The following is a 20,371-nucleotide window of genomic DNA, read 5'->3' as shown; positions in this document are numbered from 1 at the left end:
TTCAGTCAGACCGTGGCGGGTCCTTCGCGAGCAGGCTCGCTACCACATTGGAATGCATTCCAATTCAAGGCCTGGAATACATTTCCCTGTGGGAGCGAGCCTGCTCGCGAACGGCCACGCCACGGTTAGAAGCGAAATCAGCTCTGCTTGTAACCACGCACTTCGTCAACGCCGCGATTGGCCAGTTGGTCCGCCCGCTCGTTACCATGATGGCCAATGTGCCCGCGCACCCATTTCCAGGTGACTTTGTGGCGGTTGACCTGCTCGTCCAGCTCTTTCCACAGATCGGCATTCTTCACCGGCTCTTTCGCAGCCGTTTTCCAGCCGCGCTTCTTCCAGTTGGCCATCCACTCGTTGATGCCTTTCATCACGTATTGCGAGTCGGTGACCAGCAGCACTTCGCATGGGCGTTTGAGCGCTTCGAGGCCACGAATCGCGCCGAGCAGCTCCATGCGGTTGTTGGTGGTGTTGGCCTCGCCGCCCCACAGTTCCTTTTCGACGCCCTTGCACACCAGCAGCGCGCCCCAGCCGCCGGGGCCGGGATTACCCTTGCAGGCGCCGTCGGTGAACAGTTCTACGGTGTCGACGCTTTCCACGCTTTCGCTCATGCCAGTCTTTCCAGAAAAATGCCTGTCCTGCCAATCACGGATCGACAATGACCGCGGCCGGGACAAGCCCGGCCACAAATAAAAGAGGGTTTACGGTTCGATGCGGCGGCGGTTGACCTTGGCCATCGGCAGCGGAATCAGCTTGCCCATCGGCTCGCGGCGTTCCTGGCGCAATGGCCGCAGCCCCACCACGATCTTGCGCGCCACCAGCAGATAGAAGCCACCGCCGGACAGCTGCCAGTCACCGGCCTTGCGTTCCCAGCCGGCCAGGCGGTGCTGCCACTTGGGCGACGCGAGCGGCGGACGATAGCACCCGAAGCGGCGTTTCTCCAGCGCGAAGCCCAGCAGATTGAGCCAGTCGGCGACCCGCGACGGCGAGATGCAGCGCGCCTTGCGCAGGGCATCATTGGCGAAGAAATGCCGCAGCCCCCAAGTGCTCCAGGGGTTGATGCCGATGATCAGCAGATGCCCGCCGGGGCGCACGCTGCTCGCCGCTTCACGCAGCAAACCGTGGGGCGACAGGCAGAAATCCAGGCCATGCTGCATCACCACCACGTCGGCGGCGTGCTCGCTCAACGGCCAGGCCTGCTCTTCGCAGACGATCTCGACCCCGGGCAACGGCGCGCCAAGACGCACGTTACGCTGCACCTGCGGCGCGGCCGGCGGGGTTTCGGCGGACGGGCCGTAATGCACAAGATAACCGCCGAAGAACCGGCCGAGCTCGTCGTCGAGCATGCGCCGCTCTTCATCCAGCAGAAATTGCCCGAGCGGCCCCGACAGCCATTCGCGGGCGGCGCTGATCAATGCCAGCCAGTCGGGATCGGCCTGAGCGAACGCTTTATCGGTCATGTCATTCTCCAACGCGCCAGGAACTACTAAGATGCGCCAATGTTTTCCGCTTGGCGAATTCCGACGATGATACAGATCAGTGCCCTGCCCGCGTTCACCGACAACTACATCTGGTTGTTACAGGATCATCAGACCCAGCGCTGTGCGGTGGTCGATCCGGGCGACGCCGCCCCGGTGCAGGCGTGGCTCGATGCGCATCCGGGCTGGGTGCTCAGCGATATTCTGATCACTCACCATCACCATGACCATGTCGGCGGCGTCGAGCGCCTGAAAGCCGCGACCGGTGCCAAAGTCTACGGCCCGGCCAGCGAAAGCATTCCGGCGCGTGACATAGCGCTCAAGGACAACGACAGCGTCAGCGTGCTCGGCTGGGACTTCGACGTCTATGCGGTGCCCGGTCACACCCTGGGGCACATCGCCTATTACCACCATGGCCTGTTGTTCTGCGGCGACACCCTGTTCGCCGCCGGTTGCGGCCGGTTGTTCGAAGGCACGCCCGAGCAGATGTACCACTCGCTCAGCCGTCTCGCGGCCCTGCCGGAAGATACGCTGGTGTACTGCACCCACGAATACACCTTGAGCAATCTGAAATTTGCCGCCGCCGTCGAGCCGGGCAACCCGGACATTGCCGCCCGTCTGGAAAAGGTCACCCAGCAACGGCAGAACGGCGTGATGACATTGCCGTCGACTTTAGCCCTGGAAAAGCTCACCAATCCGTTTTTACGCACTTCTGAAACATTGGTTACACAAAAAGTGGACGAACGGGAAGGCGCTCAAAACCGGGAGCCGAGCGAGGTATTTGCGGCTCTGCGGGCATGGAAAGACAAGTTCTAACAAGCGCGCCGGCCGGGACAAAAATTCTCAATGGTTGACCGCAGGGGGTGCGCTTTCTAGAATCGCCCGACATTTTTGCCCGGAACTTACTTCCAGCCAATGTCGTCATCCATACGTAAGTCCGTCAATTCAGATGCTTTGACCCGCCTGGCGCAAGCCATCGCGGTGGCTGTGTCCGCCACGCTGGCGGGTTGCTCCAGCCACGCTCCGCAGACTGAAGCGACGCACACGCCGAACATTGCTGCGCGAGCCAAGCAGAAGCCGATCTGGCTGACCGAGAAGCCCACTCCCGTGGCGCCCCAGGACATCTGGGAACGCATGCGTCAGGGCTTCCAGTTGCAGGAAGGCCTTGGCGTCAATCCGCGCATCGAGCAACAGCGCCTGTGGTTCGCCAGTAATCCCTCTTTTCTCGAGAATGCCGGCGAACGCGGCAGCCTCTACATTCATTACATTGTCGAACGCCTCGAAGAGCGCAACATGCCGCTGGAACTGGCCCTGCTGCCGGTGATCGAGAGCGCGTACAACCCGATGGCCTATTCCCGCGCCGATGCGGTGGGCCTGTGGCAATTCATTCCGTCCACCGGGCGCTACTTCAACCTGCGCCAGACGCGTTTCTACGACGGTCGTCGCGACATCACCGCTTCGACCACCGCAGCGATGGATTACCTGACTCGCCTGCACGACATGTTCAACGGCGACTGGCTGCTGGCTCTGGCGGCCTACAACGCCGGTGAAGGCACCGTCAGCCGCGCGATCGAGCGCAACGAAAAGCTCGGCCTGCCCACCGACTACTGGAACCTGCCACTGCCGGCGGAAACCCAGGCCTATGTGCCGAAGTTGCTGGCGCTGTCGCAAGTGGTGCTGGCACCGGAAGCCTACGGCGTCAACCTCAATCCAATCGCCAACGAGCCGTACTTCCAGGTCGTCGAAATCAACCAGCGCATGGACCTGTCCAAGGTCGCTGCGGTGGCGAACATCGATGAAGACGAACTGTTCCAGCTCAATCCGGCGTTCAAACAGCGCACTACCATCGACGGCCCGCAGCATCTGCTGGTGCCGACGTCCAAGGCGCAACTGCTGACCGCGAGTCTGCAGACCATGCGCCCGGACGAACTGATTAGCCCGCGCTCGCTGAAACCGGTGTTCGAAGGCGCCGATCCGTCGGAAGTGGCGCAGCTCAAACGTGCTTATCGGGTCAAGCGTGGCGACAACCTCGGCTCCATCGCCAAGGCCAACAAGGTCGAAGTCAAGGATCTGCAGCGCTGGAACAAGCTGACCGGCAAGAACCTCAAGGTCGGCCAGACCTTGGTCATGCAGGACAACACCAAGCGTGCCCCGGCGCGCAAGTCCGGCCGGGTCAACACCGTGGTCGCGGCCAACAGCAAGAGCAAAGGCAAGGACGAGAGCAAGCAGCAGACCCAGTACAAGGTCAAGCGTGGCGACACTCTGTACGTGGTGGCGAAGCGCTTCAACGTTGAGATGCAACATCTCAAGCGCTGGAACCCGGGTGCGGGCAAGGCGTTGAAGCCGGGGCAGATGCTTACGGTTTATCAGCCGCACTGAAAGAAGAGCCCCTGAATTCAGGGGCTTTTTTTGGATGAAGTTTTTGGTGTGTTTTAGATCCATCCCCCTCACCCCAGCCCTCCCGAAACGTCGGACCGCCCCCAAGGGGGAGAGGGGGAAAGGGAGCCGATCGGGGGCTTTTCAGAAACTGAGTTCGACTCGGTATCGCACCTCGGTGCAATTCGCCCAGACACCACGATCAGTCCCCTCTCCCTCCGGGAGAGGGTTAGGGTGAGGGGCTCTTCGCGCAAACGATTAACCCGGCATTAACCCGCATCTTTTTCCTGTCCAGACAAGCTGTTACTGTACGGCCCACAAAGCCCAAGCCGCTGGATCGGATCTGACTTGAAGCGTGCCCTCTCCCTGCTCCTGATCAGCCTGGCCTTGAGCTCACCCGCAAGCGCGACGATTACCGAAAGTCACGGTTATGCGCAGTTCGGCACGCTCAAGTACCCGGCCAGATTTACCCACTTCGACTGGGTCAACCCGCAAGCGCCCAAGGGCGGTACGTTGCGGGTGATGGCGTTCGGCACCTTCGATACGGTCAATCCGTACACTTTCAAGGGCACCAGCCCGGTCACCACCGCCAATTTTCTCCAGTACGGCATCAACGAGCTCAACGAGCCGCTGATGGTTGGCACCGGGCAGTATTCGCCGTCCGGCGACGAACCCGCGTCGAGTTACGGGTTGATCGCACAATCGGTGGAGTACAGCGAAGATCGCAGCTGGGTCGTCTTCAATTTGCGCCCCGAAGCGCGCTTTCACGACGGCGCGCCTGTTACCTCCTACGACGTGGCGTTCTCCTATCGAACGCTGCTCAAGGACGGTCATCCGCTGTATCGCACGGCCCTGCAGGAAGTGCTGCGGGTCGACATCCTCAACAAGCAGCGCATTCGTTTCGTGTTCAAGCGCTCGGGCAATCCGCTGTTGATCCTGCGCCTGGGCGAGTTGCCGGTGCTGCCGCAGCATTACTGGAAAGACCGCGACTTCAAAGCCACCACCTTCGAACCGCCGTTGGGCAGCGGGCCGTACCGCATCACGTCGGTCACGCCAGGCCGGCAGCTGATTTTCGAGCGGGTCAAGGATTACTGGGGCAAGGACTTACCGGTCAATCGCGGCAAGTACAATTTCGATCGCATGGAAGTCGAGTTCTACCGCGACAGCGATGTCGCCTTCGAAGCGTTCAAGGCCGGTGAGTTCGACATCTACATCGAGCATCAGGCGAAGAACTGGGTCAACGGTTACAACTTCCCTGCTGTACGTCGTGGCGAAGTGATCAAGGTGCAGATCCCGCATCAGATCCCGACCCAGACTCAGGGCCTGTTCATGAACAGCCGCCGCGCAACCTTCGCCGATGTCAGGACGCGCGAAGCGTTGGGTCTGATGTTCGACTTCGAATGGACCAACCGCGCGCTGTTCAGCGATGCCTATAAACGCACCACCAGCTACTATCCCAACAGTGAATTCAGCGCCTCGGGTTTGCCGGTCGGGCATGAATGGCTGATGCTCAAGCCTTACAAGGAGCAGTTGCCAGCCCGGCTGTTCACCGAGCCGTTCAGCCTGCCGAAAACCGACGGCCGTGGCATCCCGCGCGAGACCATGCGTAAAGCCCTCGCCCTGCTCGCTGAGGCCGGTTGGAAGCTCCACGGCCAGCGCCTGCAAGACAAAGACGGCCAGCCGCTGCGTTTCGAACTGCTGCTGGTCAATCCGAGCCTGGAGCGGCTCTATCAGCCGTACATCGAAAACCTCAACAGCATCGGCATCGACGCGCGCCTGCGTACCGTCGATCGCGCCCAGTACAAACAGCGCCTCGACCAATTCGATTTCGACATGATCTCGATGACCCTCGGCCAGACCCTGAGCCCCGGTCTTGAGCAGTGGCAGTACTTCCACTCCAGCCAGGTGAACGTCAAGGGCAGCAAGAATTACGCGGGCATCGCCAATCCGGTGGTCGATCACCTGCTCGAACAATTGCTCGCCGCCCGCACCCGCGACGAGCAGGTTGCCGCCGGCAAAGCGCTCGACCGCGTGCTGCTCTGGCAGCACTACAGCATTCCCAACTGGTACCTCAATTATCACCGTCTGGCCTACCGCAACCGGTTGGCCTTTGTCACCACGCCGCCTTACACCCTGGGCCTGAGCGCATGGTGGCTGAAGTCTTCGGAGAAAGATCGATGAACGCTGTTCGCACCCTGCTCGTGCAGGCCGGCGGCTTGCTGTTCGCCGGGCTGGCCTGGGCCGCCCCGCAACACGCCGTGACCCTGTACAACGAGCCGCCGAAATACCCGGCCGATTTCAAGCATTTTGACTATGTGAATCCCGATGCGCCCAAGGGCGGCGTGTTTCGTCAGGCCGGGTTCGGCGGCTTCGACAGCCTCAACCCGTTCATCAACAAAGGCGTGCCCGCCGATGACATCGGCCAGATCTACGACACCCTGACCAAACACAGCCTCGACGAGCCGTTCACCGAGTACGGCCTGATTGCCAGCAAGATAGAAAAAGCCGATGACAACAGTTGGGTGCGTTTCTACCTGCGCCCGGAAGCACGCTTTCACGACGGCCACCCGGTCCGCGCCGAAGATGTAGTGTTCAGCTTCGAGACGCTGACCAAGGAAGGCTCGCCGATGTTTCGCGGCTATTACAACGACGTCGCCGAAGCCATCGCCGAAGACCCGCTGAAGGTCTTGTTCAAGTTCAAGCACAGCAACAACCGCGAGCTGCCGCTGATCCTCGGCCAGTTGCCGGTCCTGCCGAAACACTGGTGGGCCAGCCGCGACTTCAACAAGGGCAATCTGGAAATCCCGCTGGGCAGCGGCCCGTACAAGGTCACCCAAGTGAAGGCCGGCCGTTCGGTACGTTACGAACGGGTCAAGGATTACTGGGGCAAGGACTTGCCGGTCAACCGTGGCTTCTACAACTTCGACACGATGACCACCGACTACTACCGCGACAACACCGTCGCCCTCGAAGCGCTGAAGGCCGGGCAGTTCGATTATTGGCTGGAGATGACCGCGAAGAACTGGGCCAGCGCCTATAACGTTCCGGCGGTCACCGAGGGCCGTCTGATCAAGGAACTGATCCCCAACAGCAACCCGACCGGCATGCAAGGCTTCGTGTTCAACCTGCGCCGCCCGGTGTTCCAGGATGTGCGCGTGCGTCAGGCTCTCGGGCTGCTGTTCGATTTCGAATGGACCAACAAGCAATTGTTCAACGGCGCCTACGTGCGCACCCGCAGTTACTTCGAAAACTCGGAAATGGCCGCCACCGGCCTGCCCGACGCCGAGCAACGGACGATCCTCGAACCGTTCCGCAGCAAACTGCCGGCTCAGGTATTCAGCGAAGCCTTCGAAAATCCCAAGACAGACGCCAGCGGCATGATCCGCACCCAGCAGCGTGAGGCCTATCAACTGCTGCAAGAGGCCGGCTGGAAAATCGTCGATGACAAAATGGTCGACGCCACCGGCAAACCGGTGGTGATCGAATTCCTCCTCGCCCAGACCGAATTCGAACGCGTGCTGCTGCCGTTCAAGCGCAACCTCAGCGACCTCGGCATCGATCTGGTGATCCGCCGCGTCGACGTCTCGCAGTACATCAACCGCGTGCGCTCGCGGGATTTCGACATGATGGTCGGCAGCTTTCCGCAATCCAACTCGCCGGGCAACGAGCAGCGCGAATACTGGATGAGCGCCGCCGCCGACAAGCCGAGCAGCCGCAACAGCATGGGTCTGAAGGATCCGACCGTTGACCAACTGGTGGAAAGCCTGATCAACGCCGACTCGCGCAAAAGTCTGGTAGCCCACGCCCGCGCGCTGGATCGCGTACTGCAATGGGGCTACTACGTGGTGCCCAACTGGCACATCAAGAGCTGGCGCGTGGCCTACTGGAATCATATAGGCCACCCGAAAACCTCGCCCAAGTACGACATCGGCATCAATACCTGGTGGGTCAAGCCTGACGCCAAGCCTGCCGTAGAAGTCGAAACCCAATTGCAAGCCGACCCTGCGGGCACGGAGTAATCAGATGCTGGCGTATATCTTTCGGCGACTGCTGCTGATCATCCCGACCCTGTTCGGCATCCTGCTGATCAACTTCGTGATCATTCAGGCCGCGCCCGGCGGGCCGGTCGAGCAGATGATCGCCAAGCTCGAAGGTTTCGAAGGCGCCACCAGCCGGATTGCCGGCGGCGGTGCCGAGGTCGCGGTGGCCGGTTCGTCCTACCGTGGTGCGCAGGGTCTGGACCCGGCGCTGATCAAGGAAATCGAGCACATGTACGGGTTCGACAAATCGGCCCCGGAACGTCTGTGGATCATGGTCAAGAACTACGCGCAGCTGGATTTCGGCGACAGTTTCTTCCGCGACGCCAAGGTCATCGACCTGATCAAGGAAAAGATGCCGGTGTCGATCTCGCTGGGGCTGTGGAGCACGCTGATCATGTATCTGGTGTCGATCCCGCTGGGCATCGCCAAGGCCACGCGGCACGGCAGCCACTTCGATGTCTGGACCAGTTCGGCGATCATCGTCGGCTATGCGATCCCGGCGTTTCTGTTTGCGATCCTGCTGATCGTGGTATTTGCCGGCGGCAGTTATCTGGACTGGTTCCCCCTGCGCGGGCTGACTTCGAACAACTTCGATGAGCTGAGCCTGGGCGGCAAGATCCTCGATTACTTCTGGCACCTGGCATTGCCGGTCACCGCGCTGGTGATCGGCAACTTCGCGACCATGACTCTGCTGACAAAAAACAGTTTTCTCGACGAGATCAACAAACAGTACGTGGTCACCGCCAAAGCCAAGGGCCTGACCCGCCATCGCGTGCTTTACGGCCACGTGTTCCGCAACGCCATGCTGCTGGTGATTGCCGGTTTTCCGTCGGCATTCATCGGTATCTTCTTCACCGGATCCCTGCTGGTGGAAGTGATTTTCTCCCTCGACGGCCTCGGCCTGATGAGTTTCGAAGCGGCGATCAACCGCGATTACCCGGTGGTGTTCGGCACGCTGTTCATCTTCACCCTGCTCGGGCTGGTGGTGAAACTGATCGGCGACCTGACCTACACCTTTGTCGATCCGCGTATCGACTTTGCAAGCAGAGAGCATTGAGATGAACCTGTCCCCTCTCAACCGCCGGCGCTTCGAACTGTTCAAGGCCAACAAGCGTGGCTGGTGGTCGCTGTGGCTGTTTCTGATCCTGTTCGGCCTGAGTCTGGGTGCCGAGCTGATTGCCAACGACAAACCGCTGGTCGTGCATTACGACAACAACTGGTATTTCCCGGCGATCAAGCGCTACCCGGAAACCGCGTTCGGCGGCGAATTCCCGCTGGAAGCCAACTACAAGAGTCCGTACATCCGCGAACTGCTCAAGGCCAAGGACGCGTGGATTCTGTGGGCGCCGATCCCCTACAGCTACCAGAGCATCAACTACGACCTGAAAGTCCCGGCCCCGGCGCCCCCCTCGGCGGACAACCTGCTGGGCACCGACGATCAGGGCCGCGACGTGTTGGCGCGGGTGATCTATGGCTTCCGCATTTCCGTGCTGTTTGCGCTGACGCTGACCGTGCTGAGTTCGATCATCGGCGTGATTGCCGGAGCGCTACAGGGGTTCTACGGCGGCTGGGTCGATCTCGCCGGGCAACGTTTTCTCGAGATCTGGTCGGGGCTGCCGGTGCTGTATCTATTGATCATCCTTGCCAGTTTCGTCCAGCCGAATTTCTGGTGGCTGCTAGGCATCATGCTGCTGTTCTCGTGGATGAGCCTGGTCGATGTGGTGCGCGCCGAGTTCTTGCGCGGACGCAATCTGGAATATGTGCGCGCCGCCCGCGCGCTGGGCATGCAGAACGGCGCGATCATGTTCCGTCATATCCTGCCCAACGCCATGGTCTCGACCATGACTTTCATGCCGTTCATCCTCACCGGCGCCATCGGCACCCTGACCGCACTGGACTTCCTCGGCTTCGGCTTGCCGGCCGGCAGTCCGTCGCTGGGCGAACTGGTTGCGCAAGGCAAATCCAATTTGCAGGCGCCGTGGCTGGGCATGAGCGCGTTTGCCGTGCTGGCGCTGATGTTGAGCCTGCTGGTGTTTATCGGCGAGTCCGCTCGCGATGCCTTCGACCCGAGGAAGTGAAATGAATCAGGACAATCTGATCGAAGTGCGCGACCTCGCCGTCGAATTCGGTTTCGGCGAGCGCGTCCACCGCGTGGTCGAGGGCGTGAGCTTCGACATCAAGCGCGGCGAAACCCTGGCGCTGGTCGGTGAATCGGGCTCGGGCAAATCGGTCACGGCGCATTCGATCCTGCGCCTGTTGCCCTACCCCATGGCGCGGCATCCGGCCGGCAGCATCAATTACGCCGGGCAGAACCTGCTGGATTTGAGCGAGAAGACCATCCGCCATATTCGTGGCAACCGCATCGCGATGATCTTTCAGGAGCCGATGACCTCGTTGAATCCGCTGCATTCGATCGAGAAGCAGATCAACGAAGTGCTCGGCATCCACAAGGGCCTGAGCGGCAAAGTCGCGACCAAGCGCACTTTGGAGCTGCTGGAGATGGTCGGCATCCCCGAGCCGCACAAGCGTCTCAAGGCCCTGCCCCATGAACTGTCCGGCGGCCAGCGGCAGCGGGTGATGATCGCCATGGCCCTGGCCAACGAGCCGGAATTGCTGATTGCCGACGAACCGACCACCGCGCTGGACGTGACCGTTCAGCTGAAAATCCTCGATTTGCTCAAGGATCTTCAGGCTCGATTGGGCATGTCGCTGTTACTGATCAGTCACGATTTGAACCTGGTGCGAAGAATTGCGCATCGCGTATGTGTCATGCAGCGCGGTTGCATCGTCGAACAGGCATCGTGCGCAGAGCTGTTCCGTTCGCCGCAGCATCCGTACACTCGGGAATTGCTCGGCGCGGAGCCCAGCGGCGGCCCGGCAAGCAATGAAATCGGCGCGCCGCTGCTCGAAGTCGAGGACCTCAAAGTCTGGTTCCCGATCAAGAAAGGCCTGCTCAAACGCACGGTGGATTACGTCAAGGCAGTGGACGGCATCAATTTCAGCCTGCCTCAGGGTCAGACCCTGGGGATCGTCGGCGAAAGCGGTTCCGGCAAATCCACCCTCGGTCTGGCGATTTTGCGGCTGATCGGCAGCAAAGGCGCGATCCGCTTTGAAGGCAAGCAGCTAGACTGCCTGACGCAGAGTGAGGTTCGCCCGCTGCGGCGGGAGATGCAGGTGGTGTTTCAGGACCCGTTTGGCAGCCTGAGCCCGCGCATGTGCGTCAATGACATCGTTGGCGAAGGCCTGCGGATACATAAGATGGGCACCGCAGCCGAACAGGAAGCGGCGATCATTGCGGCATTGAAGGAGGTAGGTCTGGATCCGGAAACCCGGCACCGCTACCCCCACGAATTTTCCGGAGGGCAACGGCAGCGAATCGCCATTGCCCGGGCCTTGGTGCTGAAACCGGCGCTGATCCTGCTGGACGAGCCGACTTCGGCGCTCGACCGCACGGTGCAGCGGCAAGTGGTGGAGCTGTTGCGTTCACTGCAAGCCAAGTACAACCTGACGTATTTGTTCATCAGCCATGACCTGGCTGTCGTCAAAGCGCTGAGCCACCAGCTGATGGTGGTCAAGCATGGCCAAGTGGTCGAACAGGGAGACGCGCAAAGTATCTTTGCCGCCCCCCAACATCCGTATACACAGCAGTTGCTGGAAGCCGCTTTTCTGGCACCAGCCACTGCGCAATAACCTGAAAGAGGAGCAACACATGGGTTTTCTCGCCGGTAAGCGCGTACTGATCGTCGGTGTCGCCAGCAAGCTGTCCATCGCATCCGGCATCGCTGCCGCCATGCATCGCGAGGGCGCTGAGCTTGCCTTCACTTATCAGAACGACAAACTCAAGGGTCGCGTCGAAGAATTCGCACAAGGCTGGGGTTCGAGCCCTGAGCTGTGCTTCCCGTGCGACGTGGCCAGCGATGAAGAAATCGCCAAGGTCTTCGAAGAGCTGAGCAAGAAGTGGGACGGCCTGGACTGCATCGTGCACTCCGTCGGCTTCGCCCCGGGCGATCAACTGGACGGCGACTTCACCGAAGCCACTACCCGTGAAGGTTTCCGCATCGCTCACGACATCAGCGCCTACAGCTTCGTGGCCCTGGCCAAAGCCGGCCGCGAAATGATGAAAGGCCGCAACGGCAGCCTGCTGACCCTGTCGTACCTGGGCGCCGAGCGCACCATGCCGAACTACAACGTGATGGGCATGGCCAAGGCTTCGCTGGAAGCCGGCGTCCGTTACCTGGCCGGCTCCCTCGGTCCGGACGGCACCCGCGTCAACTGCGTATCGGCTGGCCCGATCCGCACCCTGGCCGCTTCCGGCATCAAGAACTTCCGCAAGATGCTGGCCGCCAACGAAGCGCAGACTCCGCTGCGCCGCAACGTCACCATCGAAGAGGTCGGCAACGCCGGCGCCTTCCTGTGCTCCGACCTGGCGTCGGGCATCAGCGGTGAAATCATGTACGTCGACGGCGGCTTCAACACCACCGCGATGGGCAACATCGAAGAGTGATCTTCCTGTAGCCAATAGAAAAACCCGCCGGGTCCGGCGGGTTTTTTTATGCCTGCAGAACGGTTGCCGCACTACATATGTACCGCCACCGCCCCTGCCCTGCCTTTGATACTCGGCGCTCGATGCTTACCAGCCGCCAGGGAGGCGCAGATGAACGACACACCGGTACATGAACAGACGCTGATCCACAATCTCATCGCAGAATTGACCGCCGTACCGGTGGTCACCGCCGCCACGCCGGCACGCACGCTGGAGGTTCCTCGTCCATGCCTGCTGCGCGAATGGATGGAGCTTTACTGGACCGCCCTCGAACGCCCTGAGTTTCTCGACTGGGCCAGTGGCTTTCACATCGACCTGGATACCTTGCAAATCAAAGGCGACGTTCTGCAAGCGCGCACACCAGCGAATGGCACCTCCGACGTACGCACCTTCACCCTGGAGGACGACTCTGGCTGGTGGCAGGTGGCGCCGATGCTGCAATCGATTTCCCAACGCATCGACCCTGCCGGGCTGGGCCTGCCTTATATCGGCGGCAAGTCCGCCAACCCGCTGTATCGCTTTCCACGGCAAGTGGTGCTGGCGTTCTACGGTTATCCGGAACCGCAAAACCAGATTCAGGCCCGCGTCATCCTCACCGAACTGAAGAAAACCGGTCTGGCTGCCATCGATGAGAACGGCCACAGCACGTCGGCTGTGGTGAAGGAACGCAACGCGCAACTGGAGGATTTCAGGGCGATCGCCGATCAGATCGATGCGGTGTTGCTGGCGAGCGATCCGTTCGAGCAACGAGGCTTTCTCGATACGCCGGTAACGCTTGCTTCGGCCTCTGTTTCCGCTCCTGTCAGAGGCCCGCGCCTGAAATTGGGCGAGCTGCTGCGTCGCTATGAATTTGCGCTGCCGGAAGATGCGGGACAAGCCAAAGCGCTTGCGCAACGCCTGCGACAGCACAGTTGGCCTGAGCTGCCCTACGTCAGTGACTACGTGCAGACCGGCACCCCTATCCGCAGCTATCGCGAAGACTTCGGCGATCTGGAGGACGTCCGGCATATTGGGCGACGCCTGGAAGTTTTGAGCTGGAACAAGGCACCCAAAGCCAGAATCGATTACGAGGAATTCAGCGAGCCCCATCCGGATTCCACGCTCTCGGTGCAGATGGCGCTGGGCCAGGAGCGCTTGCAGATATTCAGCTCCAATGCGGATTTTCAAGCCATCTTGCAACAGCACGGGTTGCCCGCCGACAGTCCATTGCTGGTGACCGAGTCCGGTCATGTCGGCACGGCCAGCGCCAAAGGCTGGGTCAACCTGACGACTGAAGTGGAAAAGCATTCCGATCTGAAACTTCATCGCGACCAGCTTAAAGCTCAGGCAGGCGAAGCCGGCGGCGCCCTGCGCTCGAGCGGTAAAGTCACCCTCGGGCAAATGTTGCGTTTCTACGAGCTACCGTCGCCAAAAACTGTCGAGCAAGCCCTCTCCCTGGCGAAATGGGACAAGATCAATCTGCACATGCGTCCCGGGCACATGAATCAGTGGTATCTGCTGGGTCAACCCTGGACGAAGACCGAGCGGTTCACCGCGCAGCAACGTCAGAGCATCATCGACACCACCCAGGCTTTTTTGCCCGAAGACTCGCCGCCACTGATCGACTACCTCAGTGAAGGGGTCGACACCGATCTGCCGCTCAATACCCTCAAGGCAAAAGCCGACTACCTGATCAGTCGTATCCTGATCACGTCGCGCGCACGGACGCTGGGCAATCAGTTGGTGAAGAACCTCGGAGCGCCGTCTCACAAAAAACGCCTTCTGGCCACCAACCGCGAGCGCCTGTTGCTCGCTGCATTGATTCTCAGCCTGGAACCGAGCGCCGGTGAAGACATAAACCGAATCGTCGCCCAGCGCCTGGAGGGCAGTGATTTCTGGGGCGACAGTTATGACGAAGTGCGCCGGTTCATCGACCGGCAACCCCAACTCGCACTGGTCAAGAACAAGACATTGGCGACCCACCTGTTATTGTCCGGCATCTCGCCGGAGTTTCTCATCCGGGGCATTCCTCGATCACTGCCTTATATGAGTTGCCTGCGCTGGGTGAGGCTGAAACAGGTCGTGCTGTATATCGAAAGACGCCTGCCGGGCGCGGCGCGCTTGATGACCTACGAGCAATTGCGCGAGCTGACGAAAGGCCCGGCGCCGGCTGATTTCTACAAGTTTCTGCGCGAGGAGCCGTGTGCCTCGGTCGTAGTGGACTGGGCGGTTGCACGAGGACTGATCCAGCGCGATGCCGATTTTCAAGTCACGGTCTATGACGCCGCCACGCTCAAGCAAGCCGATCTGCTCTTTCGCAACCACAATCGTCTGATTTACGATTTTTACCGCCGGGCCTTCCAGTCGTCGCCACCCACCCCCGCCACTATTGCCCTCGCGGATCTGCGCAAGATCTTCGCTGATTCCCCTCACCTGACAGAGAAGGCGCTGTTTGTTCCAGCCTCGGACGCTGATACAACCGGGCCACATTATTCCCTGAGCCAATTACACATCGCCGGCAAGCTAACGGGTGACATGCAGGGATGGCAATCGAGCAATGCACAATTGCAACTGCCATCGATGATTGCCTCGCTGCCCAGACTGAACAACGTGGCAAGCGCTTTTCATGCAGCGCTGGCGGCGCGCCTCAAGCATATGAAGGACGCGCATGTCGCGATTCTCAAGGAGGCGTTCTGCCGGTTGCCGTTGGCGCAACGGCTCGACCTCGAAGACAACACGCTGGAATTGCTCGCGCTGCGGCCAGTATCGGCAGCCACGGACAAACTTGCCAAGGCCAGCACGGCGCCGTTTGGCATATTGGCACTGCTGCATGGGCGGCCAACCAGAGTCTTCGAGATTTTCACCAGCAGAGATGAAGTGGTGCTGCGTCGCGATATCGACATCGCATTACTCAAACCATCGGTGGCGAAAGAAGCGGCGAAAAAGCTGCCTGTCGACGCCGAAGCCTATAAAAACGGCTCGCAGCCTCGCTTGAACGCCACCTGCAAGGCGTTCATTACTCGCCTCGATATTGAGGGCGCACCACTGGCGCAACAGGCACGCACCGCCGTGCCCGATACCTTCGCCTCCAACAGAGTCAACGCCATTGCCAGCACCGCCGTCCGGCATCTGTTCGATGCTTATGAAGCGAAAGCCTTGCAAGACGCGTTGCGCATGCCCGAACTCGAGGATGCCGCGGCCAGTCACGAGAAATGGCTGGCGTTTTACCAGAAGCTGAGCCCGCCCAAGCGCTGAGCACTGGCGAATCCGGCGATGAATCGGCTGACGCCTTGGCGAGCAGGCTCGCTCCCACAGAGATGGTGCTGAACTGCAAAATCCTCCGCGCCATCGAAACCTGTGGGAGCGAGCCTGCTCGCGAAGGCATTCGATCAGCCAGCATCAAATTGCCTGACCCACCGCCATCGCGGGCAAGCCCGCTCCCACGGGATTCAAGGGAGTCTGTGGGAGCTGGCTCGCCAGCGATGGTGGCGGTGCTAGCAGCCTTTCAGAGCTTGCTTGTGCGCATACATCGCGCCATCCGCATCGGCGAGCAGCCGATCAACGGTTTCGTGGCGCGTGAGGTCGTATTCGATCTGGCCGACGCTGAAGCGAATCGCGTAACCGCGGTGCAGCGTGGCGTTGCGCTCTTCGAGGATTTCCTTGAGCCGCGCCATGATCCGCGTGGTTTCAACGTGGCTGGAGCCAGTCAGCAATGCGACGAACTCATCGCCGCCCAGGCGTCCGACCACATCGCTTTCGCGAAAGGCAATGCGCAGCACATCGGCGAAGGTCTTCAGCGCACTGTCGCCTTCGGCATGGCCGTACAGATCGTTGATCTGCTTGAAGTCGTTGAGGTCGAAAAACAGCAGCGTCGCCGGCCGGTTCAGGCGCGCGCAGGCATCCAGTGCATGCTGGGCCAGTTGCTTGAAACCACGGCGATTGGACAGCAGCGTCAACTCATCCATGCTCGCCATCTGCACCGCCATCAACTCTTGCTCGGCCATCTCCGCGAGGTCACGCAGCAGCGCGCGCTCTTCGTCATCAAGATGGCGAGGTTTGGTATCAATCAGGCACAAGGTGCCCATTTTGTTACCGTCCGGCACGGTCAGTGGGTACCCGGCGTAAAAGCGAATATTCGGCGCGCCGGTGACCAGCGGATTGTCATGGAAGCGCAGATCTTCCAGCGCATCGGGGACCAGCATCAGCTCGTTCTGCAAAATCGCATGGCCGCAGAACGAGACATCGCGGGACGTCTCGCTGACATCCAGGCCCACACAGGACTTGAACCACTGGCGATCCGTGTCGACCAGCGTGACCAGGGCGATCGGCACGTTGAACAGGCGCTTGGCCAGGCGCGTCAGGCGATCGAAGCGCTCTTCAGGGGCCGAGTCGAGATTGAGGCCATGCAGCGCGTCGATACGTGCAGCTTCATTGGCAGGCTTTCCGGGCACCAGCATGCGCACACTCCGTAGACAGTCATGCGTTGAGCGTAGCGCTAAATCGCCGAGGCTTCACATTTGCGCCACCGGACACGGCCCGCCGGCATCGGCCCAGAGTTTGAATTGCGCGACGAAAATATCGTGCGGCACTGGCACCGGTGCGCGCCCTGCCCCGGGATTCCAGCCCCAGAGCACCAATTTGTCTTCGCTGACGTGTTTTAACAGCGCGGCGAAATCCCGGTCGCCATTGCTCGCGCGGTCCTTGATCATCGCGCAGAGCTTGTCCGAGGGCAGGCCGATCCAGGCCATTTTGTGCGCCGCCGGCGGTAGGCTCCAGTGCGGCGCACCCGGGGGCGCGTGAGGGCCGTAACTGGCCGGCGGGTTGCTTTCGGCGTGGCAGGTCGCGCAGGGCAAACCGGCGGCGCCCTTGCCATCCATGCCGCGCACCACATTCATCGCGTGCGGGATGCCGGCGTCGAACTGCAACGGCGAATCGCCGGGAATGTGGCAATTCTGGCAGCGCGGGCTCTGAAAGACTTTCTGCACCGTGCCAAAGGCTTTCAGAGCTTCCTGATCTTCGGCAAACAGGTCCGAGGCGTAGCCACCGAGACCGAGCAAAACGACGGTGCCCAACACAAGATGTCGTTTCATCTCACACCCCCGACAGTTGCAGTGGCAGTTCGCGCAGGCGTTGCCCGGTCAAGGCGAACACGGCGTTGGCCACGGCCGGCGCGGTCGGTGGCACACCGGGCTCACCGATGCCGCCGGGTTTCTCGCTGCTGGGGACGATATGCACTTCCACCACCGGCATTTCGTTGAGCCGCAACACCTGATAATCGTGATAGTTGGACTGCACGACGCCGCCGTCCTTGACGGTGAGTTTGCTGTGCAAGGCCATGCCGAGACCGAAGGTGATGCACGATTCCATCTGCGCGGCGATGCTCTGCGGATTCACTGCAATGCCGCAGTCCACCGCGCAGACCACCCGATGCACGCGGATCGCCAAATTGTCCTGAGACACCTCCGCCACTTGCGCCACGTAGCTGCCGAACGACTCGTGTACCGCCACGCCCAGAGCATGCCCGTCCGGCAACGGCGCGCCCCAGTTGGCCTTCTCCACCGCCAGATTGAGCACGCCAAGGTGGCGCGGGTGCGCCTTGAGCAACGTTCGCCGGTACTCCACCGGATCCTTGCCCGCCGCCGTCGCCAGTTCATCGATCAGCGATTCCATGACGAAACCCGTGTGGGTATGGCCCACCGAACGCAGCCACAACACATTGATGCCGGTCTGCGGCGAGTGCAGATCGACCTGATGATGAGGCAGATCCTTGATGTACGGACTGTCAGCCACGCCCTCGACCGAGGTGGCATCGATGCCGTTCTTGACCATCGTCGCCTCAAGCATCGTCCCGGCCATGATCGACTGGCCGACCAGCACATGCTGCCAGCTCATCGGCAAACCATCGGCGCCCAGGCCGACCTGCGCCTTGTGCAGATACATCGAGCGGTAGTAGCCGCCGCGAATGTCATCCTCGCGCGCCCACACAGTTTTCACCGGCAAGCCCGCTGCTTTCGCCACTTGCACGGCTTCGGCGACGAAATCCGAAGTCGGATTGGCACGGCGACCGAAGCCACCGCCGAGAAATTCCGTGTGAATTTCGACCTGTTCGGGCTTGAGCCCGGTGATCTTGCTGGCGACCATTTGGTCCAGCGTCTGAAATTGCGTACCAGTCCAGATCTCGCATTTGCCGGCGCTTATTTTCACCGTGCAGTTGAGCGGTTCCATCGGCGCGTGGGCCAGATACGGCACGCTGTATTCGACCTCGATTTTCTTCGCGGCTTTGCCGAAATTGGCCTTGGCGTCCCCGGCCTGAGAGGCAGAGGTGCCCGGCGTCGCCGCCAGCTTGCGGAAACTCTCCAGCAGTTTTTCACTGCTCATGTCGGCCAGCGCCCCGAGATCCCAGTCAACCTTGAGCGCATCACGCCCCAGTTTCGCTGCCCAGAAATGCTCGGCCACCACCGCTACTCCGCTGGGCACCTGCAGCACTTTGTGCACGCCGGGAATGGCCAGCGCTGCGGCGCCTTCGAAGGATTTCACCGTGGCACCGAACACCGGGGCGCGGGCGACCATCGCGGTCATCAGGCCCTCGAACTGCACGTCCATGCCGAATCTGGCGCGGCCGGTGATCTTTTCCGGGGTGTCGAGGCGCTTGGTCGGTTTGCCGATGACTTTCCAGTCCTTGGCTTCCTTGAAGGTAATGGTTTTCGGATCCGGCACCGGCAGTTGCCCGGCGGCATCGGCCAGTTCGCCGTAGGTCGCGCGTTGGTCCCCGGCGATGACCACGCCGGACTCCGTGCGAATCGTCGATGGCGCGACGTCGAAGCGTTTCGCTGCGGCTTCCACGAGCATCTGCCGCGCCGTCGCCCCGGCCAGTCGGTAGCGGTCGAATTCCATCCAGGTCGACGTCGAGCCGCCGGTGATCTGCATGCCGCCAAACGCCGGCAAGCCGTAATCGGCCGCCGAGGCTGGCGAGTGCTCAACGCGGATTTTCGACCAGTCGGCGTCCAGTTCTTCGGCGATCAGCATGGTCAGGCCGGTCCAGATGCCCTGGCCCATTTCCGAATGGCCGAGCAGCACGGTGACGCTGTTGTCCGCCGCGATGCGCAGGAACGCGTTGGGCGCGAAGGTCTTGTTCTGATTTTCTGCCGCCCGGGCAAAGCGATTGGCCCCGGGCACCACGAACGCCACCATCAAGCCGCCGCCCAGCACGGCGCTGCCCTTGAGAAACCCGCGACGCGATACGGGACTGTTCATCGTTCCTCTCCCAGAGAATGACTCAGCCGATTTCGGCGGCGCGTTTGACCGCTGCGCGAATGCGCGGATAGGTGCCGCAGCGGCAGATATTGCCGGAGAGCGCCTGATCGATATCGCTGTCGGTGGGCTTGGGAATCTTCGCCAGCAACGCGGCGGCGGACATGATCTGCCCGGACTGGCAGTAACCGCACTGCACCACGTCCAGCTCGGCCCAGGCTTGCTGCACCGGGTGCGAGCCATCGCTGGACAAGCCCTCGATGGTCAGGATTTTCTGCCCGTGGGCGACGGCAGTCGCCGGAGTGATACAGGAACGTAATGGCGCGCCGTCGACGTGCACGGTGCAGGCACCGCACTGGGCCATGCCGCAACCGAATTTGGTCCCGGTCAGGTGCGCGACATCGCGCAGAACCCAGAGCAGCGGCATGTCGGCGGGGACATCGAGCTCCTGATCCTTGCCATTGATATTCAGGGTCAGCATCGGCGGATTTCCTCAGGCTCACGGTGGTGCGAAGGGGCGTCGCTGTGGTCGCAAAAACCTACGGACGCCCGCGCTTATCCCTTTCAGCAAAGCCTAATTTGCGCTTGAAGCCAGACGTTGTGACCAGCGGTCATGCAGACCCCGGCATTGCTCCTTGTATGTTCCCCACACACCAGCATGAATGAGATCTAAGCTCGCTGGTGCGACATACGAAGATGTGTTTCTG

15 protein-coding genes are annotated in these 20,371 nt (G+C 61.1%); 9 read left to right on the top strand and 6 right to left on the bottom strand.

All coding sequences use genetic code 11. The features are described 5' to 3' along the window. Positions 1-137: 137 nt before the first annotated feature. Together rnhA and V8J63_RS26810 are read right to left on the bottom strand one after the other, a co-directional pair. Positions 138-608: a ribonuclease HI gene (gene rnhA, locus V8J63_RS26815; protein WP_007910572.1), complete on the bottom strand. Its 471-nt coding sequence runs from the start codon at positions 606-608 to the stop codon at positions 138-140. Between the two features lie 90 nt (positions 609-698). Continuing rightward, entirely contained in the window at positions 699-1,457 is a 759-nt protein-coding gene (locus tag V8J63_RS26810; RefSeq protein ID WP_130888665.1) for a class I SAM-dependent methyltransferase, read from the bottom strand. A gap of 66 nt (positions 1,458-1,523) precedes the next feature. On the opposite strand from V8J63_RS26810, the gene gloB reads away from it, so the two are divergent. The 9 genes from gloB to V8J63_RS26765 all read left to right on the top strand — a co-directional run bounded on the left by gloB (position 1,524) and on the right by V8J63_RS26765 (position 15,668). Further along, on the top strand, positions 1,524-2,291 hold the full coding sequence (gene gloB / locus V8J63_RS26805; protein ID WP_122880119.1) for a hydroxyacylglutathione hydrolase: 768 nt from the start codon (positions 1,524-1,526) through the stop codon (positions 2,289-2,291). A gap of 99 nt (positions 2,292-2,390) precedes the next feature. Then, a complete protein-coding gene (locus tag V8J63_RS26800) occupies positions 2,391-3,854 on the top strand; it encodes a transglycosylase SLT domain-containing protein (protein WP_130909528.1) in 1,464 nt (487 codons plus the stop codon). A gap of 345 nt (positions 3,855-4,199) precedes the next feature. After that, a complete protein-coding gene (locus V8J63_RS26795; RefSeq protein ID WP_336464906.1) occupies positions 4,200-6,032 on the top strand; it encodes an extracellular solute-binding protein in 1,833 nt (610 codons plus the stop codon). After that, the gene (locus V8J63_RS26790; protein WP_056784665.1) at positions 6,029-7,870 is read left to right on the top strand and encodes an extracellular solute-binding protein; all 1,842 of its coding nucleotides are present in this window, start codon (positions 6,029-6,031) and stop codon (positions 7,868-7,870) included. Before V8J63_RS26795 ends, V8J63_RS26790 begins: the two co-directional genes overlap by 4 nt. A gap of 4 nt (positions 7,871-7,874) precedes the next feature. Then, positions 7,875-8,948 carry a microcin C ABC transporter permease YejB gene (locus V8J63_RS26785; protein WP_016774154.1) on the top strand — a complete coding sequence of 358 codons (1,074 nt, stop codon included), beginning with the start codon at positions 7,875-7,877 and terminating at the stop codon, positions 8,946-8,948. Between the two features lies 1 nt (position 8,949). Next, positions 8,950-9,969 carry an ABC transporter permease gene (locus tag V8J63_RS26780; protein WP_016774153.1) on the top strand — a complete coding sequence of 340 codons (1,020 nt, stop codon included), beginning with the start codon at positions 8,950-8,952 and terminating at the stop codon, positions 9,967-9,969. Position 9,970: 1 nt separating this feature from the next. After that, positions 9,971-11,581, top strand: a complete 1,611-nt coding sequence (locus tag V8J63_RS26775; protein ID WP_056784662.1) for an ABC transporter ATP-binding protein — start codon at positions 9,971-9,973, stop codon at positions 11,579-11,581. Between the two features lie 19 nt (positions 11,582-11,600). Further along, positions 11,601-12,395 (top strand): enoyl-ACP reductase FabI, encoded by a 795-nt coding sequence (fabI, locus tag V8J63_RS26770; protein ID WP_003202751.1) that lies wholly within the window; start codon positions 11,601-11,603, stop codon positions 12,393-12,395. 150 nt (positions 12,396-12,545) lie between these two features. Continuing rightward, complete coding sequence (locus V8J63_RS26765; RefSeq protein ID WP_336464905.1) at positions 12,546-15,668, top strand: hypothetical protein; 3,123 nt, start codon at positions 12,546-12,548, stop codon at positions 15,666-15,668. Between the two features lie 239 nt (positions 15,669-15,907). On the opposite strand, the gene V8J63_RS26760 is transcribed toward V8J63_RS26765, so the two are convergent. Genes V8J63_RS26760 through V8J63_RS26745 form a run of 4 tightly spaced genes read right to left on the bottom strand, consistent with a single transcriptional unit; the run spans position 15,908 to position 20,145 of the window. After that, positions 15,908-16,870 (bottom strand): sensor domain-containing diguanylate cyclase, encoded by a 963-nt coding sequence (locus tag V8J63_RS26760; protein ID WP_336464904.1) that lies wholly within the window; start codon positions 16,868-16,870, stop codon positions 15,908-15,910. Positions 16,871-16,924: 54 nt separating this feature from the next. Continuing rightward, positions 16,925-17,503: a hypothetical protein gene (locus tag V8J63_RS26755; RefSeq protein WP_016774149.1), complete on the bottom strand. Its 579-nt coding sequence runs from the start codon at positions 17,501-17,503 to the stop codon at positions 16,925-16,927. A 1-nt stretch (position 17,504) separates the two neighbouring features. Further along, positions 17,505-19,667, bottom strand: coding sequence for a xanthine dehydrogenase family protein molybdopterin-binding subunit (locus tag V8J63_RS26750; RefSeq protein WP_197892405.1), 2,163 nt, complete (start codon positions 19,665-19,667; stop codon positions 17,505-17,507). A gap of 22 nt (positions 19,668-19,689) precedes the next feature. Further along, on the bottom strand, positions 19,690-20,145 hold the full coding sequence (locus V8J63_RS26745) for a (2Fe-2S)-binding protein (protein WP_007937751.1): 456 nt from the start codon (positions 20,143-20,145) through the stop codon (positions 19,690-19,692). Between the last annotated feature and the right edge of the window lie 226 nt (positions 20,146-20,371).

The organism is Pseudomonas sp. CCNWLW23 (assembly GCF_037095675.1).
Classification (GTDB): Bacteria; Pseudomonadota; Gammaproteobacteria; order Pseudomonadales; family Pseudomonadaceae; genus Aquipseudomonas; species Aquipseudomonas atacamensis.
This window is presented reverse-complemented; position numbering and strand designations above follow the sequence as displayed.

Excerpts from the sequence above, each read along its gene's own strand:
- rnhA (WP_007910572.1), bottom strand. The coding sequence starts at position 608 with ATGAGCGAAAGCGTGGAAAGCGTCGACACCGTAGAACTGTTCACCGAC.
- V8J63_RS26810 (WP_130888665.1), bottom strand. The coding sequence starts at position 1,457 with ATGACCGATAAAGCGTTCGCTCAGGCCGATCCCGACTGGCTGGCATTG.
- gloB (WP_122880119.1), top strand. The coding sequence starts at position 1,524 with ATGATACAGATCAGTGCCCTGCCCGCGTTCACCGACAACTACATCTGG.
- V8J63_RS26800 (WP_130909528.1), top strand. The coding sequence starts at position 2,391 with ATGTCGTCATCCATACGTAAGTCCGTCAATTCAGATGCTTTGACCCGC.
- V8J63_RS26790 (WP_056784665.1), top strand. The coding sequence starts at position 6,029 with ATGAACGCTGTTCGCACCCTGCTCGTGCAGGCCGGCGGCTTGCTGTTC.
- V8J63_RS26785 (WP_016774154.1), top strand. The coding sequence starts at position 7,875 with ATGCTGGCGTATATCTTTCGGCGACTGCTGCTGATCATCCCGACCCTG.
- V8J63_RS26780 (WP_016774153.1), top strand. The coding sequence starts at position 8,950 with ATGAACCTGTCCCCTCTCAACCGCCGGCGCTTCGAACTGTTCAAGGCC.
- V8J63_RS26775 (WP_056784662.1), top strand. The coding sequence starts at position 9,971 with ATGAATCAGGACAATCTGATCGAAGTGCGCGACCTCGCCGTCGAATTC.
- fabI (WP_003202751.1), top strand. The coding sequence starts at position 11,601 with ATGGGTTTTCTCGCCGGTAAGCGCGTACTGATCGTCGGTGTCGCCAGC.
- V8J63_RS26765 (WP_336464905.1), top strand. The coding sequence starts at position 12,546 with ATGAACGACACACCGGTACATGAACAGACGCTGATCCACAATCTCATC.
- V8J63_RS26760 (WP_336464904.1), bottom strand. The coding sequence starts at position 16,870 with ATGCTGGTGCCCGGAAAGCCTGCCAATGAAGCTGCACGTATCGACGCG.
- V8J63_RS26755 (WP_016774149.1), bottom strand. The coding sequence starts at position 17,503 with ATGAAACGACATCTTGTGTTGGGCACCGTCGTTTTGCTCGGTCTCGGT.
- V8J63_RS26750 (WP_197892405.1), bottom strand. The coding sequence starts at position 19,667 with ATGAACAGTCCCGTATCGCGTCGCGGGTTTCTCAAGGGCAGCGCCGTG.
- V8J63_RS26745 (WP_007937751.1), bottom strand. The coding sequence starts at position 20,145 with ATGCTGACCCTGAATATCAATGGCAAGGATCAGGAGCTCGATGTCCCC.